12 protein-coding genes are annotated in these 14972 nt (G+C 66.2%); 9 read left to right on the top strand and 3 right to left on the bottom strand.

Annotated elements, in window-relative coordinates:
* The first annotated feature begins 5 nt into the window (after window positions 1-5).
* Both XH93_RS28730 and murJ read left to right on the top strand, forming a co-directional pair.
* The gene (locus XH93_RS28730; RefSeq protein WP_194470058.1) at window positions 6-1157 is read left to right on the top strand and encodes a DegT/DnrJ/EryC1/StrS aminotransferase family protein; all 1152 of its coding nucleotides are present in this window, start codon (window positions 6-8) and stop codon (window positions 1155-1157) included.
* A gap of 100 nt (window positions 1158-1257) precedes the next feature.
* Window positions 1258-2787 carry a murein biosynthesis integral membrane protein MurJ gene (murJ, locus tag XH93_RS28725; protein WP_194470057.1) on the top strand — a complete coding sequence of 510 codons (1530 nt, stop codon included), beginning with the start codon at window positions 1258-1260 and terminating at the stop codon, window positions 2785-2787.
* Window positions 2788-2848: 61 nt separating this feature from the next.
* Here the strand turns inward: murJ and XH93_RS28720 are convergent, their stop codons facing one another.
* A complete protein-coding gene (locus XH93_RS28720; protein ID WP_194470056.1) occupies window positions 2849-5290 on the bottom strand; it encodes a bifunctional diguanylate cyclase/phosphodiesterase in 2442 nt (813 codons plus the stop codon).
* A 497-nt stretch (window positions 5291-5787) separates the two neighbouring features.
* Between XH93_RS28720 and XH93_RS28715 the strand changes: the two genes are divergently transcribed.
* Complete coding sequence (locus XH93_RS28715) at window positions 5788-8097, top strand: xanthine dehydrogenase family protein molybdopterin-binding subunit (RefSeq protein WP_194470055.1); 2310 nt, start codon at window positions 5788-5790, stop codon at window positions 8095-8097.
* Between the two features lie 102 nt (window positions 8098-8199).
* Window positions 8200-8646: a cytochrome c gene (locus XH93_RS28710; protein WP_139485169.1), complete on the top strand. Its 447-nt coding sequence runs from the start codon at window positions 8200-8202 to the stop codon at window positions 8644-8646.
* A gap of 155 nt (window positions 8647-8801) precedes the next feature.
* On the opposite strand, the gene XH93_RS28705 is transcribed toward XH93_RS28710, so the two are convergent.
* Window positions 8802-9224 carry a CHRD domain-containing protein gene (locus tag XH93_RS28705; RefSeq protein ID WP_194470054.1) on the bottom strand — a complete coding sequence of 141 codons (423 nt, stop codon included), beginning with the start codon at window positions 9222-9224 and terminating at the stop codon, window positions 8802-8804.
* Window positions 9225-9453: 229 nt separating this feature from the next.
* Between XH93_RS28705 and XH93_RS28700 the strand changes: the two genes are divergently transcribed.
* Window positions 9454-10395 carry a cytochrome c gene (locus XH93_RS28700; RefSeq protein ID WP_194470053.1) on the top strand — a complete coding sequence of 314 codons (942 nt, stop codon included), beginning with the start codon at window positions 9454-9456 and terminating at the stop codon, window positions 10393-10395.
* Window positions 10396-10469: 74 nt separating this feature from the next.
* Here the strand turns inward: XH93_RS28700 and XH93_RS28695 are convergent, their stop codons facing one another.
* Window positions 10470-10715, bottom strand: a complete 246-nt coding sequence (locus tag XH93_RS28695) for an Lrp/AsnC ligand binding domain-containing protein (RefSeq protein WP_139485172.1) — start codon at window positions 10713-10715, stop codon at window positions 10470-10472.
* A 186-nt stretch (window positions 10716-10901) separates the two neighbouring features.
* On the opposite strand from XH93_RS28695, the gene thiD reads away from it, so the two are divergent.
* From thiD to XH93_RS28675, 4 genes are all read left to right on the top strand, one after another.
* On the top strand, window positions 10902-11702 hold the full coding sequence (thiD, locus tag XH93_RS28690) for a bifunctional hydroxymethylpyrimidine kinase/phosphomethylpyrimidine kinase (protein ID WP_194470052.1): 801 nt from the start codon (window positions 10902-10904) through the stop codon (window positions 11700-11702).
* A 310-nt stretch (window positions 11703-12012) separates the two neighbouring features.
* On the top strand, window positions 12013-12825 hold the full coding sequence (locus tag XH93_RS28685; protein ID WP_194470051.1) for a UDP-2,3-diacylglucosamine diphosphatase: 813 nt from the start codon (window positions 12013-12015) through the stop codon (window positions 12823-12825).
* Window positions 12822-13913 carry a glycosyltransferase family 1 protein gene (locus tag XH93_RS28680; protein ID WP_194470050.1) on the top strand — a complete coding sequence of 364 codons (1092 nt, stop codon included), beginning with the start codon at window positions 12822-12824 and terminating at the stop codon, window positions 13911-13913. Before XH93_RS28685 ends, XH93_RS28680 begins: the two co-directional genes overlap by 4 nt.
* Window positions 13914-13966: 53 nt before the next feature.
* Window positions 13967-14956 (top strand): threonine/serine dehydratase, encoded by a 990-nt coding sequence (locus XH93_RS28675; protein ID WP_139485176.1) that lies wholly within the window; start codon window positions 13967-13969, stop codon window positions 14954-14956.
* Window positions 14957-14972: the final 16 nt, after the last annotated feature.

The raw sequence follows: 14972 nt of genomic DNA, 5'->3' as shown, positions 1-14972 counted from the left end.
GCCTCATGAACCAGCATATGCGTCCTGAACCCATTCCCTTCATCGATCTCGCCGCGCAGCGCCGGCGGATCGGCAAGCCGATCGATGATGCGGTCGCTCGCGTGCTCGAGCATTGCCAGTTCATCAACGGCCCGGAGGTCACCGTGCTGGAGAAAGCGCTGGCCGATTACAGCGGCGCAAAGCACGTCGTGACCTGCGCGAGCGGCACCGATGCGCTGCTGATGGTGCTGATGGCGAAGAACGTCGGCCCGGGCGATGCCGTGCTGTGCCCGTCCTTCACCTTTTGCGCGACCGGCGAAGCGGTGGCGCTGACCGGCGCGACGCCGGTTTTCGTCGACGTCGACGAGGCGACCTTCAACATCGACGCGGCTTCGCTGAAGCGCGGCATTGCGACCGCGCGAGCGCGCGGCCTGAAGCCGGTCGGTGTCATTCCGGTCGACCTGTTCGGCCAGAGCGCCGATCACGATGCGGTGGCGGCGGTTGCCAAGGCCGAAGGCCTGTTCATTCTCGACGATGCCGCGCAGGGATTTGGCGCCAGCTACAAGGGCCGCAAGCTCGGCACCTTCGGGCTCGCGACCGCGACCAGCTTCTTCCCGGCCAAGCCGCTCGGCTGCTTCGGCGACGGCGGCGCGATCTTCACCGATGATGACGAGCTCGCGAGCACGCTGCGCAGCATCCGCGTGCACGGGCAGGGCTCCGACAAATACGACAACGTCCGCCTCGGTCTCACCGGCCGGCTCGACACCATGCAGGCCGCGGTGCTGATCGAGAAGCTGAAGATCTTTGACGACGAGATCGCGGCACGCAATGTGGTGGCGGAGCGCTACGCGCGCGGGCTCGGCAATTTCGTGACCGTGCCGCGGCTCGCCACCGGCTGCAGCTCGATCTGGGCCTGCTACACTGTCCGCCTGCCCAAGGGTACCGACCGCGACGCCTTCGCGGCGGCGCTGAAGGCGCAGGGGGTGCCGACCGCGATCTACTACACCAAGTCGATGCATCAGCAGACGGCGTATCGCAACTTCCCGGTCGCCGATGGCGGCCTGCCGGTCAGCGAGAGCCTGTCGGAGGACGTCATCAGCCTGCCGGTGCACGCCTATCTCGACGAGGCGACCCAGGACCGCGTCATCCAGGCCGTGCGCGGCGCGCTTCAGGCATGATCCCGAAAAGTGGTCCGGTTTTCGGATTGGATCACGCCTGAACTGTTAGCGGCCTGATCCGTCATTTTGACGTAACGGGATCATGCGCTAGAAGCAGCGCATGTTAGGGCGCATCTTCACCGTCGGCGGCTACACGCTCCTCTCGCGGGTGACCGGATTCGCGCGCGACATCATGCTCGCGGCGATCCTCGGCGCCGGGCCGGTCGCCGACGCGTTCTTCGTGGCGCTGCGGCTGCCCAACCATTTTCGCGCGATCTTTGCCGAGGGCGCTTTCAATGCGGCGTTCGTCCCGGCCTATGCCCACGTTCATGGCGAGCGCGGCGAGGCGTCGGCGCGGCTGTTCGCCGACCGCATCTTCACGCTGCTGTTCGCCTCGCAGGTGATCCTGCTGCTCGCCGCGATGGCGTTCATGCCGCAGGCGATGAGCATCCTCGCGCCCGGCTTCACTGAGGATGTCGCGCAGCGCAAGCTCGCGATCGAGCTGACGCGGATCACCTTTCCCTATCTACTGCTGATCACGCTGGTGACGCTCTATGGCGGCATGCTCAACGTCATGCACCGCTTCGCCAGCGCCGCGGCGGCGCCGATCTTCCTTAACCTCGCGATGATGATGACGCTGGCGCTGGCCGCGTTCTTCCCGAGCGCGGGCCACGCCGCGGCCTGGGGCGTGCTGATCTCCGGCTTCCTGCAGTTCTTCCTGCTCGCCGGCGACCTGTCGCGCCATGGCGGGCTGCCGCGCTTCGCGCCGCTCAAGCTCGACGAGGACGTCCGCGGCTTCTTCCGCACGCTGGGGCCGGCGACGCTCGGCTCGATGGGCACCCAGGTCGCGCTGTTCGCCGATACCATCATCGCGACCTTCCTGCCCGCCGGCGCCCTGTCGGCGCTGTATTACGCCGACCGCCTCAACCAGCTCCCGATCGGCGTGATCGGGATCGCGATCGGCACCGTGCTGCTGCCGGAAATGTCGCGGCGGCTCTCCGCCGACGATCACGCCGGCGCCATGGCGGCGCAGCGCCGCGCCTTCGATTTCACGCTGCTGTTCTCGGTGCCGTTCGTGGCGGCGTTCCTCACCGTCGCCGATCCGATCATGCGCGCGATGTTCGCGCGCGGCGCCTTCTCCAAGGCCGATGCCGCGACCGCCGGCGCCACGCTCGCGGCCTACGCGGTGGGGCTGATCCCCTTCGTGATGATCCGCAGCGCGGTCGCGACCTTCTACGCCCGCAAGGACACCGCGACCCCGGTGAAGGCGGCGCTCACCGGCGTTGCCGTCAACGTCGCGCTGAAGATCGCGCTGGTCTCCTCGCTGGCCCAGGTCGGCCTCGCGCTGGCGACCGCAGTCGGCGCCTGGGTCAATCTGCTGCTGGTGCTGTTCTTTGCGGTGCGCCGCGGTTTCCTCGTGCTCGATCGCGCGCTGCTGCGCTCGTTCGGCACGTTTGCGGTCTGCGGCATCCTGGTCGCGGTCGCGCTGTGGCTGACCTCGCATTTCGCCTGGGTCTGGTTCGCGCCGATGCAGATTTTTCGCGATGAACTAATCCTGCTGTTGCTGATCACGGTCGGCATCTTCGTCTATGCCTTTTCGATCCTCACGCTGTTCGGCCGCGGCTGGATTTTCGCGCTCCGTCGAGTTTAGGTAAAATATTACCCCAAATCCTACTTTGCATGGGGTTGTTTTTCGGTATTTGTGCGCGCGCCTAGAGCCGGTTCCGTTTTGGCTCAATCCGGCTCGCCTCGCGCTCGATGCGGGCGGCCACCAGCGGCGCTTCGTCGGCGGCGATGGGCTGGGAAAACACAAAACCCTGCACCAGGTCGCAGTCGAGCCCGCCGAGCACGTCGACTTCGGCCGGCAGTTCGGCGCCTTCCGCCACCACGGTCATGCCGAGCCCATGCGACAGGGCGATGATGCCGCCGAGCAGCTTGCGCTTCTCCGGCGCGGTGGAAATGCCATCCACGAAGGCGCGGTCCACCTTCAGCCGGTCGAACGGCAGACGCGTCAGATAGCCGAGCGACGAATAGCCCGAGCCAAAATCGTCCAGCGCCAGCCGGGCGCCGAGAGCGGAGAGGGCGGTCAGCGTGCGATTGATCCGCTGCTCGGTATGATCGACGAACAGGCTTTCGGTCAGCTCCAGGCAGAGCAGCTCCGGCGGGAAGCCGGTCTCCGCCAGCACGGCCGAGACCGCCGCCTCGAAATCCACGCTCCAGATCTGCGCCGGCGAGACGTTCACCGACACCGAGCGCCGCGGCAATCCGGCATCGAGCCAGGCGCGGCCCTGCCGGCAGGCCTCGCGCAGCACCCACAGGCCGAGATCGACGATCAGCCCGGAGCTTTCGGCGATCGGGATGAACTCCGCCGGCGAGATCGGCCCGCGCTCGGGATGGGTCCAGCGCAGCAGCGCCTCGAAGCCGGCGACGTGGCCGCTCCGCAGGTCGACCTGCGGCTGGTAATGCGCCTCGAGCGCGCCGGTCTCCACCGCGTGGCGCAGATGCCGGGCGAGATCGAGCCGTTGATCGACCGCCTGGGCATAGACCGGCTCGAACAGTTGCGCCCGGCCGCGCCCGGCCTCCTTGGCCATGTAGAGCGCGAGGTCAGCGTTGCGCACGGCGGTCTCCGCGGTCGCGCCATGCTCGGGCAGGCGGGCGATGCCGATGGTGGCGCCGACGAAGGCCTCGCCCTCGGTGAGATCGACGGGACCGGACAGCCTCGCGATCAGCCGATCGGCAAGCTCGGTCAGCGCGGCGTCGGACATGCCGGATCCCTCCGCCAGCACCGCGAATTCGTCGCCGCCGAGCCGGGCGATGAAGGCGCGCGGTCCGAGCTCCTGGCGCAGCGCAGCCGCGACGCAGATCAGCAATTCGTCGCCGGCGGCATGGCCGAGGGAATCGTTGACCTCCTTGAAGCGATCGAGATCGATGAGCAGCAGCGCGCTGCCTCTGCCGTCGCGGGCGCAGCTCTCGATCACGGCGGCGAGCTGACGCTTGAACAGCGCGCGATTGGCAAGGCCGGTCAGGGGATCGCTGTAGGCGAGCTGCTCGAGCTGGCGCTCGGCCTCCTTGCGCTCGGTGACGTCCTGCACGGTGCCGATGATGCCGATGACCTTGTCATGGGCGACCTCCGCCTTGCAGATCACCGCGAGGTCGCGGGTCGTGCCGTCCGCGTGCAGGATGCGCAGGTCGGTGGCCTCGGTCCTGCGCGTGCGCAGCACCCGTTTCTGCACCTCTCCGAGGCGGTCGGCGTCATCGCCCAGGAAATAGGGTTTGATGTTCTTGTAGGTCGGCTCGAATGCGTCGGGGTCGAAGCCGAGCAGCTGGAACAGCTCGGGCGCCCACACCGTGCGGCCGATGTCCAGCCGGTAGCTCCAGGTGCCGATCTTGCCGAGCTGATGGGCTTCCTCCAGCGCCCGCGTGCGCTGGTCGAGCAGCGCCTTGGCCGCCCTGAGCTGGGTGATGTCGCTGGAGGTGCCGCGATAGCCGAGAAAGCTGCCGTCATCGGCGAAGATCGGCTTGCCGCTGGTGCAGATGCTGACGCGCGAGCCGTCCTGGCCGATCAGCGTATAGATGAAGTCGCGGAACGAGCGATGCGCCTCCATGTCGGCCCGGTGCCGCGCCATCGCCTCGGCGTCCTCGGGCGCATACGCCAATTCCCAGCGCGCCTTTCCGCCGGCGGCAACGGTCTGGAACGCGGCATTGCCGGCGAGCGACTTCGGATACGGCAGCAGCCGATGCGCGGCGTCGCTCTCCCAGCACCAGTCCGAGGCGGTGCTGACAAAATCGGCCAGCCGTTGCTCGCTCTCCGCCAGGCGCCGCAGCGAGGAGGTCTCCTCGGTGACGTCGCGAACGATGCCGGACACGCGCCGGACCTGTCCGTTCGCGTCGAATTCCGGCTCGCCATGCTCGACGCAGTCGAGCACGCGACCATCGGAGCGGCGCAGCCGCGTCTGTACCGCGAAGGGCTTTCCCTCCGCCCAGCAGGCCGCGTAATGCGCCTCCAGCAGCTTGCGGCTTTCCGGCAAATAGCGCTCGCGCACCGTAGCGATGGGGATGAAACCGTCGACCGTTTCGAATTCGTAGTAGGCGGCAAGCTCGGGAGATATCCAGAGGTCGCTCGCAGCGGCGCGCTGCGACTCCCAGTAGCCCATCCGGGCCAGCCTGATGGCACAGCGTAGCGAGCGTTCCTCATGCCACCGGCGACGCGCTAGCCCCATGGGGGCCTGCCCTTGCGACACTTTGCCAGCGGTCATCGGTCCCCAAACCAAATCGCCAACGCACAATCACGCAGCTCACCGCCAGCTTATACCGCGACAACCTTACCTTGGAGCGAAGGCGGCAACAATCTGGGGTTCGTCCGCAGACTTGGTATAGTTTTCGTGAATCCTGCGACCGACAACCAGCGCCGGCCCATGCATCCCGGCATCGTCTGCAAGTCGATCGCAGGCACGCTGCGCGGCGAGTTCGGCGCGCAGCGCGGGCGATCGAATTTTACCGGCAGACCGTCCAGCCAAGGCCGCTCCGTCCGATCCCGCTTTAGTGATTGCGGCGGGCTTCGCAAGTGCCGAAATGCCCCGAGAAAGCCGTTTGCGCTTCCCAGCCAACCACGCCAATATGGTGGAACAAGAAGACTGCAACCGGAGACACTATGGCAGCCCCCATCAAATTCGGCGTCGGACAAAGCGTGCGGCGCAAGGAGGATGACGCTCTGATTCGCGGCAAGGGCCGCTATACCGACGACGTTGCTCCGTCTCCCGCGCTGCACGCGCTGGTGCTGCGCTCGCCGCACGCGCACGCGACCTACACGATCGACGCCGGCAAGGCCCGCGCCATGCCCGGCGTGGCGCTGATCCTGACCGCTGAAGATGTCGCCGAGCTCGGCGGTCTGCCGTGCCTGTTCAACCTCGAGACCGATCCGTTCACCGCGCCGCCTTATCCGATCCTCGCCAAGGACGAGGTGCGCCATGTCGGCGACGCCATCGCCTTCGTGGTCGCTGACACCGTCGATCATGCCCGCGACGCGATCGAGGCGATCGACGTCAAATGGACGCCGCTGCCGGCGGTGGTGGGCCTTGCCAATGCCGTGAAGAAGGACGCGCCGCAGGTCTGGCCCGACAAGCCCGGCAACGTGCTGTTCGACGTCTCGATCGGCGACAAGGGCGCCGCGGATGCCGCCTTCGCCAAGGCGCATGCGGTGGCCGAGATCACCATCGTCAACCCGCGCGTCATCACCAACTTCATGGAGACGCGCGCGGCGGTCGCCGAATACGACGCCAAGCACGATCACCTGACGCTGACGATCGGCAGCCAGGGCAGCCACCGCCTGCGCGAGATCCTCTGCGACATGGTCCTGAAAATGCCGAAGGAGAAGATGCGGGTGATCTGCCCCGACGTCGGCGGCGGCTTCGGCACCAAGCTGTTTCCGTACCGGGAGTATGCGCTGATCTCGGTCGCGGCGCGCAAGCTGAAGAAGTCCATCAAGTGGACCGCCGAGCGCTCCGACCATTTCATGGGCGACGCGCAGGGCCGCGACAACGTCACCACGGCAAAGATGGCGCTGGCCGAGGACGGCAAATTCCTCGGCATGGACGTCGACCTGATGGGCGACATGGGCGCCTATCTCTCGACCTTCGCGCCCTATATCCCGCATGGCGGCGCCGGCATGCTGCCGGGCCTCTACGACATCCAGGCCTTCCACTGCCGCGTCCGCACCATCTTCACTAACACGGTGCCGGTCGACGCCTATCGCGGCGCCGGCCGCCCCGAGGCGGCTTACGTGATCGAGCGGCTGGTCGACGCCGCTGCGCGCAAGCTCGGCATGACGCCGGATGCGATCCGGCGGAAGAATTTCATTCCGCCGAAATCGCTGCCCTACACGACCGCGACTGGCAAGGTCTACGACTCCGGCGACTTCGTCGCGCATATGAAGCGCGCGATGGAGATCGCCAACTGGAAGGAGTTTCCGAAGCGCGCCAAGGCCGCGAAGAAGGAAGGCCTGGTGCGGGGCATCGGCATGGCGAGCTATGTCGAGGTCTGCGGCACCATGGGCGAGGAGACCGCCAATGTGGCGCTCGATCCCAACGGCGACATCTCGATCCTGATCGGCACGCAGTCGAGCGGGCAGGGCCACCAGACCGCCTATGCGCAGATCGTCGCCGAGCAGTTCGGCGTGCCGCCGGAGCGCGTCCATGTGCTGCAGGGCGACACCGACAAGATCGCGACCGGCCTCGGCACCGGCGGCTCGGCGTCGATTCCATCCGGCGGCGTCAGCGTCGAGCGCGCGACGCGCGAGCTCGGCAACAAGCTGAAGGAGCTGGCGGCGCAGGCGCTGGAAGCGGGCGCCGGCGATCTCGAGATCGCCGACGGCCGCATCCGCATCGCCGGCACCGACCGCTCGATCAGCTTTGCCGATCTGGCAAAGCGTCCCGGCGGCGATTCCTCGAAGATGAATGCGAGCGCGACGTTCGCGAGCGCCGACGGCACCTATCCGAACGGCACCCATCTCGCCGAAGTCGAGATCGATCCCGCCACCGGCATCATCAAGATCGTCAACTATGTGATCGTCGACGATTTCGGCGTCACGCTCAATCCGCTGATGCTGGCGGGCCAGGTGCATGGCGGCGCGATGCAGGGCATCGGCCAGGCGCTGATGGAGCGCGCGATCTATAGCCCGGCCGACGGTCAGCTCGTCACCGGCACCTTCATGGACTACGCGCTGCCGCGCGCCTCCGACGGGCCGTCCTTCGTGTTCGAGACCCACAACGTGCCCTGCACCACCAATCCGCTCGGCGTGAAGGGGGCGGGTGAAGCCGGTGCGATCGGCTCGTGCCCGGCGGTGGTCAATGCGATCGTCGAGGGGCTGCATCGCGAGTACAAGATCGACCACATCGACATGCCGGCCACGCCGGAGCGGGTCTGGGTCGCGATCCGCGAGGCCGAGCGCCTGCACAAGCTCTGACAAACTGCCGCAGGCGGAATGAAATTCCGTCCGCGGTGTTCGCAAACAGGCCGGTCCGCAACCCTGTGGGCCGGGACAAACCGAAATTGAGGGATTTAGCCGATGAAGCGGATTGTCGTCGTCGCAGCGGTGCTCGCGTTCAGTGCCGGTGCCGTGGTTGCACAGCAGGATCAGGTCAAGAAGACCCAGGCCATGATGAAGGGCAATGGCAAGAATGCGGGCGCGTTGGCGGCGATCGTCAAGGGCGAGAAGCCCTACGACCAGGCGACTGTCGATGCGGCGCTGGCGCAATTCGATGACACCGCCAAGCAGCTTCCGACGTTGTTCCCGGAGAGTATCAAGGGCGCTAAGCTGGACGGTGACTACGCTCCCTCGCCAAAGATCTGGGAAGACAAGGCCGGCTTCGCGCAGCAGGCGGCGAGCTTTGGCAAGGCCGTCACCGACGCCAAGGGCAAGATCAAAGATCTCGATACGCTGAAGGCCGAGCTGGGCGTCATCGGCAAGCAGTGCGGCGGCTGCCACGAGACCTACCGTCTCAAGAAGAGCTGATCGCGCGTTCTTCACGCAGGCCGGAATTCATCTCGCGCGAAGTCGCGAGAGGTCATCGAGAAAGGGCGGACGCCGCGAAGCGTCCGCCCTTTTCGTTGTGTCGGCCTTTTCTTATTGCGATGACTTCACGCTTGCTTCGTCACTTACTTCGTCACTTACTTCATCACTTGGCCGCGGATTTCGCCGCCCGGGTTGGCCGCGGTGTGGATGTTGACATAGTACTTGCCGGCAAGGAGATCGGCGGCCTGCGCGTCGGTCAGCGTCGCGCTGCCTTCGACCGGGCTGGACGTTGCGTTCGGGATCGCAACCGCGACGCCGGCATTCTTGCCGCTCTCGGCAGGGCCATGGAAATGCGCCGCGGTGGCGGGGCCGGAGAGGCCAGAATAGGTCACCTTCCAGCTCAGCTTCTTGCTGGCGGCGTCGTAGTCGATGTCGGCGGTACCGGTCGCCGCGCTGCTGTTCGGCGGCACCTCGGACTTGCTGTCCAGCGCCACCTTGAACTTCTGGGCGAAGGCGGGACCGGCCAGCGCCAGCGCGGCGCCGAGCGTCAACGTGGCAAGCAAGGTCTTGTTCGACATGGTTCTCTCCCCTTTGACGTCACAGGACGGTTTCAGTCTTCAAACAGCGGCTTTGCGGAATTATTCCCAAAATCATCGTGAAGGCGCGAAATTTGATGCGAGCGCAGGCGACCGCTTGCCACCATACTGGGTTGATAGGCTTCGAACTCTAGATTCCTGTTTTAACGCGTTTTCTTCACGCGAACCGGTATCCACTTCGCGGGAAAACGCTCTAGCGACGGATCGGTGAATGCTGCGACGAATTGTTGTTCTGGCCATCCTGGCCTGCCTTGCCGGCTTTGGCGTGTTCTGGTGGGTGACCATCCCGGCGACCGTCGCAGCAAGCGCGCTGCCGGCTTACCAGCCTGATCTCGCGAACGGGCTCATAACGTTCAATGCAGGCGGATGTTCCTCCTGCCATGCCGTGCCGAAGCAGGACGACCGCTTGAAGCTTGGCGGCGGCCTCGCGATCGGCTCGCCGTTCGGCACCTTCTACGCGCCGAACATCTCGCCCGATCCGAACGACGGCATCGGCCGCTGGAGCGAGGCCGATTTCGTCACCGCCGTGATGAAAGGCACCTCGCCGGCGGGGACGCATTTCTTCCCGGCGTTTCCCTATACCTCCTATACGCACGCCAGGGTCAGCGATGTGCGTGACCTGTTTGCCTATCTGAAGACCCTGGCTCCGGTCACCGGCCGTGTGCGCGACCACGACGTGCCGTTTCCGTTCAACATCCGCCGCAATATCGGCGTCTGGAAATTCCTGTTCATGGACGACAAGCCGTTCGTGCCGGATGCGAGCCGCTCGGCGCAATGGAATCGCGGCGCCTATCTTGCCAGCAGCTTTGGCCATTGCGCCGAGTGTCACAGCCCGCGCAATTTCCTCGGCGGCATCATCAGCGCGCAGCGCTTTGCCGGCGGACCAAATCCGGAAGGCGAGGGCTGGGTGCCCAACATCACCCAGAAGGGGCTGTCGGACTGGAGCGCGAAGGATATTTCCTACTTCCTCGAGACCGGTCAGACGCCGGACGGCGACAGCGCCGGCGGCGCGATGGTGCGCGTGATCCGCAACACCTCGCAGCTCCCGGCAACCGATCGCGAGGCGATCGCCGAGTACATCAAGTCGCTGCCGCCGGTCGAAGGACCGCCGCGGCCGAAGAAGAAGGAGAAGGAGAAGGAGAAGGAATCCTAGGCGCGATGATCGGCTTGAAGTCATCGCGCAACGGCAGTGCTTCACCTCTCCCATAGGGAGAGGTGAAGCAGCAGCTAGCGCGCGCCGAACGCCTTGAAGGTGATGATCGTGAGCGTGTCCTGGATGCCCGGGATCACCTGCACCTTCTCGTTGATAAAGTGGCCGATGTCGGTGTCGTTGTCGACGTAGAACTTGACCAGGAGGTCGTAGTTGCCCGCGGTGGAATAGATCTCCGATGCAATCTCGGCCTCCGCCAGCGCGTTGGCGACGGTGTAGGACTGGCCGAGCTTGCACTTGATCTGGACGAAGAAAGGAACCATCGCTTTGTCTCCGGGGAATTGCCGACAATAGGCCAAAAACCAGCCGCCGTGGCAAGGCCGGTTCAGGCCCCAAGTCACGGCCAAGTCACGCCCAAGTCGCGGCAAAACCACGCGAACTTGCCGCCAATCGGCCGGCGCGCTAGGACAGGGCATGGTCCCGTTCCGATCAACCCCTTGTGTCCTCCGATGACGCCCGTCGCGCTCACCATTGCCGGCTCGGATTCCTCTGGCGGCGCCGGCATCCAGGCCGACCTGAAGAGCTTTGCCGCGCTCGGCGTCTACGGCGCCTCCGTCATCACCGCGCTAACGGCGCAGAATACCACGGGCGTTAGCGGCATTCATGCGGTGCCGGCCGCATTCGTCACCGCGCAGATTGATGCGGTGTTCTCCGACCTTGCCGTCGGCGCGGTCAAGATCGGCATGGTGGCGCAGGTCGAGACCATCGCGGCGATCGCCGACGGGCTGACGCGCTGGGCGCCGCGCCACGTTGTCTTGGACCCGGTGATGGTCGCGACCTCGGGCGACCGGCTGCTCGCGGCCGAGGCCGTCGATGCGCTGAAGACCAGGCTGTTTCCGCTGGCGTCGTTGATCACGCCGAACCTGCCCGAGGCGGCGGCGCTGCTGAACGAGCCGATCGCCGCGAGCGAGGCCGATGCCGAGCGTCAGGCGAAGCGTCTGCTGGCGACGACGGGATGCCGCGCGGTGCTGGTCAAGGGCGGTCATGGCCATGGCGCCGAGAGCGTCGACTATCTGATCGACGGCGATCGCAGCATCGCGCTGGCAGCGCCGCGGATCGCGACATCCAACACGCACGGCACCGGCTGCTCGCTGTCCTCGGCGATCGCGGCCGGGCTCGCCAGGGGCGAGGACATGGAGACCGCCGTGCGCAACGCCAAGGCCTGGATCACGCAGGCGATCGCTGAGGCCGATCGCTTCGCCGTCGGCCACGGCCACTCGCCCGTGCATCATTTCCACAAGTATTACTGAGCTGCCGTAGCCCGTAGCTGCCGTAGCCCGGATGAAGCGCAGCGCAATCCGGGGCCGCTGCAGCCGCGGATGCAGACCCCGGATGCCGCTCCTCGCAATGACGAGGGGGACAGACCTTGTTCCACCGCGATACACCGGCAACACATCGCCGTGTTCCGCACAACTCGCGCCGCTCGTGTCGCCAGATTGTCGCATGGCGCTGTTATCCGCAGGGAAGGGGCGTGCAACTGATTCTCGTTAACTGATTGTGAGGCCTCGGGTCGCGGGGATCGTCATCGCCTTGTCACAGGAATCTGTTAGGTGCACCGGCATGGGAAGTGACTCCTTGAGTGAAGAAAGCCCGGAGCGGCGCTTTCGCACTTTGTTTATCTCCGATGTCCATCTCGGAGCCCGCGGTTCGCAAGCCGACCGTCTGCTGGACTTCCTCCGCTCTCACGATGCCGACACGATCTACCTCGTTGGTGATATCGTCGACGGCTGGGCGCTGAAGTCGAACTGGTACTGGCCGCAGACCCACAACGATTTCGTGCAGAAGATGCTGCGCAAGGCGCGCAAGGGCGCCAAGGTGATCTACGTCCCGGGCAACCACGACGAATTCCTGCGCAAATATTACGGCACGCATTTCGGCGGTATCGACGTGGTGGAGAACACCGTCCACACCGGCGCCGATGGCAAGCGCTATCTGGTGATCCACGGCGACATCTTCGATCTCGTGGTGCAGAACGCGCGCTGGCTCGCCCATCTCGGCGACAAGGCCTACGACTTCGCGATCCAGATGAATCGCTTCGTCAACTTCTTCCGCAAGATGTTCGGCGTGCCGTACTGGTCGCTGTCGCAATGGGCCAAGCTGAAGGTCAAGAAGGCGGTGAACTATATCGGCGCGTTCGAGGCGACGCTGGCCGGCGAGGCGCGCCGCCACGGCTGCGACGGCGTGATCTGCGGCCACATCCACTACGCGACCATTCATGACGAGCATGGCATCCGCTACATGAACTGCGGCGACTGGGTGGAGAGCTGCACCGCGCTCGCCGAGCACGAGGACGGCCGCTTCGAGATCATCACCTGGACCGATCCGGTGCGCAGTGCGGTGCCGGTTCCGCGGGTCACGGCACGCGCTGCATGACGCATATCCTGGTCGCGACCGATGCGTGGCATCCCCAGGTCAACGGGGTTGTCCGCACGCTGACCATGATGGCGCAGGCGGCGAAATCGCTCGGCGTCGAGGTGAGTTTCCTGACGCCGGATTCGTTCCGCACCTTTGCGATGCCGAGCTACCGCGATCTCCGCCTGGCGCTGCCGTACCAGGCCAAGGTCACCAGCCTGATCGAAGCCGCAAAGCCCGACAGCATCCATATCGCGACCGAAGGCCCGATCGGGCTCGCGGTCCGCCGCTATTGCCGCAAGCGCGGCCTGCCGTTCACGACGAGCTTCCACACCCGCTTCCCCGAATATGTTTCGGCGCGGACACCGATCCCCGAGGCCTGGGTGTGGCGCGCGCTGCGCTGGTTCCACAGGCCGAGCCAGGCGGTGATGGCGGCGACGCCGGCGCTGGCCAGCGAGCTGCGCCAGCGCGGCTTCCGCAACGTGGTGCTGTGGTCGCGCGGCGTCGATACCGCGCTGTTCCATCCGCGCGATGTCGACCTCTGCTTGCCGCAGCCGGTCTATCTCAGCGTCGGCCGCGTCGCGGTCGAGAAAAATCTCGAGGCGTTTCTCGAGCTCGATCTGCCCGGCACCAAGGTCGTGGTCGGCGACGGCCCGGCGCGCGCAGCGCTGGAGCGCAAATACCCCGAGGCCGTGTTCCTCGGCGCCCGCCACGGCGAGGAGCTGGCCGAAATTTATGCGGCCGCCGACGTATTCGTATTCCCGAGCCGCACCGACACTTTTGGTCTGGTGCTGCTAGAGGCGCTGGCCAGCGGTCTGCCGGTCGCCGCTTTTCCGGTCACCGGCCCGCGCGACGTGATCGGCGCCGCGCCGGTCGGCGTGCTCGACGACGATCTGCGCCATGCCTGCCTGGAGGCGCTGAGCATCCCGCGGCAGGCCTGTGTCGACTTCGCCGCGCTCCACACCTGGCAGGCCTCGGCCCGGGTGTTCATCGACCGCGCCATGAACGTCCGGCCGGTGTTGCCGGATGACAAGGACAGGGCGGCCGAATTTGTTGGCGAAAACCGTCATTTCGCGGCCCTGCCGGCCAGCCAGCCGACCTCGCGCTAGCCTCACGCTAAAGCGTCTTGCCCGGCCGCCGTCGGCCGCGATAGAAATCGCGGATGACGGACAACGCCCAAATTCCACCCGTCGCTGCCGCGGACATCGATGCCGCCGCAAGGGTGGTCGCGCCGTTCGCGGTGCGCACGCCGCTGCTGACCTTCCCCGTTCTCAACGAGCGGGTCGGCACCAAGGTCTTCCTGAAACCCGAGATGCTGCAGCGGACCGGATCGTTCAAGTTCCGCGGCGCCTTCAACAAGCTCGCCTCGATCCCGCAAGCGCAGCGGAGCGGCGGCGTGGTCGCGTTCTCCTCGGGCAACCATGCCCAGGGCGTCGCGGCCGCGGCAAAAATCCTCAACATGCAGGCGACCATCGTGATGCCTGCGGACTCGCCGCTGACAAAGCGCGAGCGCACCAAATCCTATGGCGCCGAGGTCGTGCTCTACGACCGCGACCGCGACGACCGCGAAGCGATCGCCAACGGCATCGCCGGCAAGCGCGGCGCGACCCTGGTGCGGCCCTATGACGATCCCTTCGTGATCGCAGGGCAGGGCACCGCCGGCCGCGAGATCGCCGAGGACATGGCGGCGCTCGGGCTGACCCCCGACATCGTGGTGGCGCCGGCCTCCGGCGGCGGCTTGATCGCGGGTGTCGCCACCGCAGTGAAGGCGAAATTCCCGCAATCCCAGGTGATCGTCGCCGAGCCCGCGGGCTATGACGATCACGCGCTGTCGCTCAAGGCCGGGCACCGCGAGGCGCATCCGGTCGCGGCCCGCACCATCTGCGATGCGCTGATGGCGATGATGCCGGGCGAGCTCACCTTCGCCATCAACAGCAAGCTCTTGGCCAATGGCGTCGCCGCCTCCGACGAGGAGGTCGGCGCAGCGGTCGCCTTCGCCTATCGCGAGCTGAAGCTGGTGGTCGAGCCGGGCGGCGCGATCGGGCTCGCCGCGCTGCTGGCGGGACGGATCGACGTCAAGGACAAGAACGTCGTCATCGTGCTCTCGGGCGGCAATGTCGACGCCGAGCTGTTTGCCAGGCTGGTGGCCTGAGGCGATCGCATATTCA

The sequence above is a fragment of the Bradyrhizobium sp. CCBAU 51753 genome (assembly GCF_015291565.1).
In the GTDB taxonomy this organism is placed as follows: domain Bacteria; phylum Pseudomonadota; class Alphaproteobacteria; order Rhizobiales; family Xanthobacteraceae; genus Bradyrhizobium; species Bradyrhizobium ivorense.
The sequence above is the reverse complement of the archived record's forward strand: the minus strand, read 5'-3'. Positions and strand labels throughout refer to the sequence as shown.

What these genes read in the sequence shown, in the direction of transcription:
- XH93_RS28730 (WP_194470058.1), top strand. Translation starts at nt 6, where the DNA reads ATGAACCAGCATATGCGTCCTGAACCCATTCCCTTCATCGATCTCGCC.
- murJ (WP_194470057.1), top strand. Translation starts at nt 1,258, where the DNA reads ATGTTAGGGCGCATCTTCACCGTCGGCGGCTACACGCTCCTCTCGCGG.
- XH93_RS28720 (WP_194470056.1), bottom strand. Translation starts at nt 5,290, where the DNA reads ATGGGCTACTGGGAGTCGCAGCGCGCCGCTGCGAGCGACCTCTGGATA.
- XH93_RS28715 (WP_194470055.1), top strand. Translation starts at nt 5,788, where the DNA reads ATGGCAGCCCCCATCAAATTCGGCGTCGGACAAAGCGTGCGGCGCAAG.
- XH93_RS28710 (WP_139485169.1), top strand. Translation starts at nt 8,200, where the DNA reads ATGAAGCGGATTGTCGTCGTCGCAGCGGTGCTCGCGTTCAGTGCCGGT.
- XH93_RS28705 (WP_194470054.1), bottom strand. Translation starts at nt 9,224, where the DNA reads ATGTCGAACAAGACCTTGCTTGCCACGTTGACGCTCGGCGCCGCGCTG.
- XH93_RS28700 (WP_194470053.1), top strand. Translation starts at nt 9,454, where the DNA reads ATGCTGCGACGAATTGTTGTTCTGGCCATCCTGGCCTGCCTTGCCGGC.
- XH93_RS28695 (WP_139485172.1), bottom strand. Translation starts at nt 10,715, where the DNA reads ATGGTTCCTTTCTTCGTCCAGATCAAGTGCAAGCTCGGCCAGTCCTAC.
- thiD (WP_194470052.1), top strand. Translation starts at nt 10,902, where the DNA reads ATGACGCCCGTCGCGCTCACCATTGCCGGCTCGGATTCCTCTGGCGGC.
- XH93_RS28685 (WP_194470051.1), top strand. Translation starts at nt 12,013, where the DNA reads ATGGGAAGTGACTCCTTGAGTGAAGAAAGCCCGGAGCGGCGCTTTCGC.
- XH93_RS28680 (WP_194470050.1), top strand. Translation starts at nt 12,822, where the DNA reads ATGACGCATATCCTGGTCGCGACCGATGCGTGGCATCCCCAGGTCAAC.
- XH93_RS28675 (WP_139485176.1), top strand. Translation starts at nt 13,967, where the DNA reads ATGACGGACAACGCCCAAATTCCACCCGTCGCTGCCGCGGACATCGAT.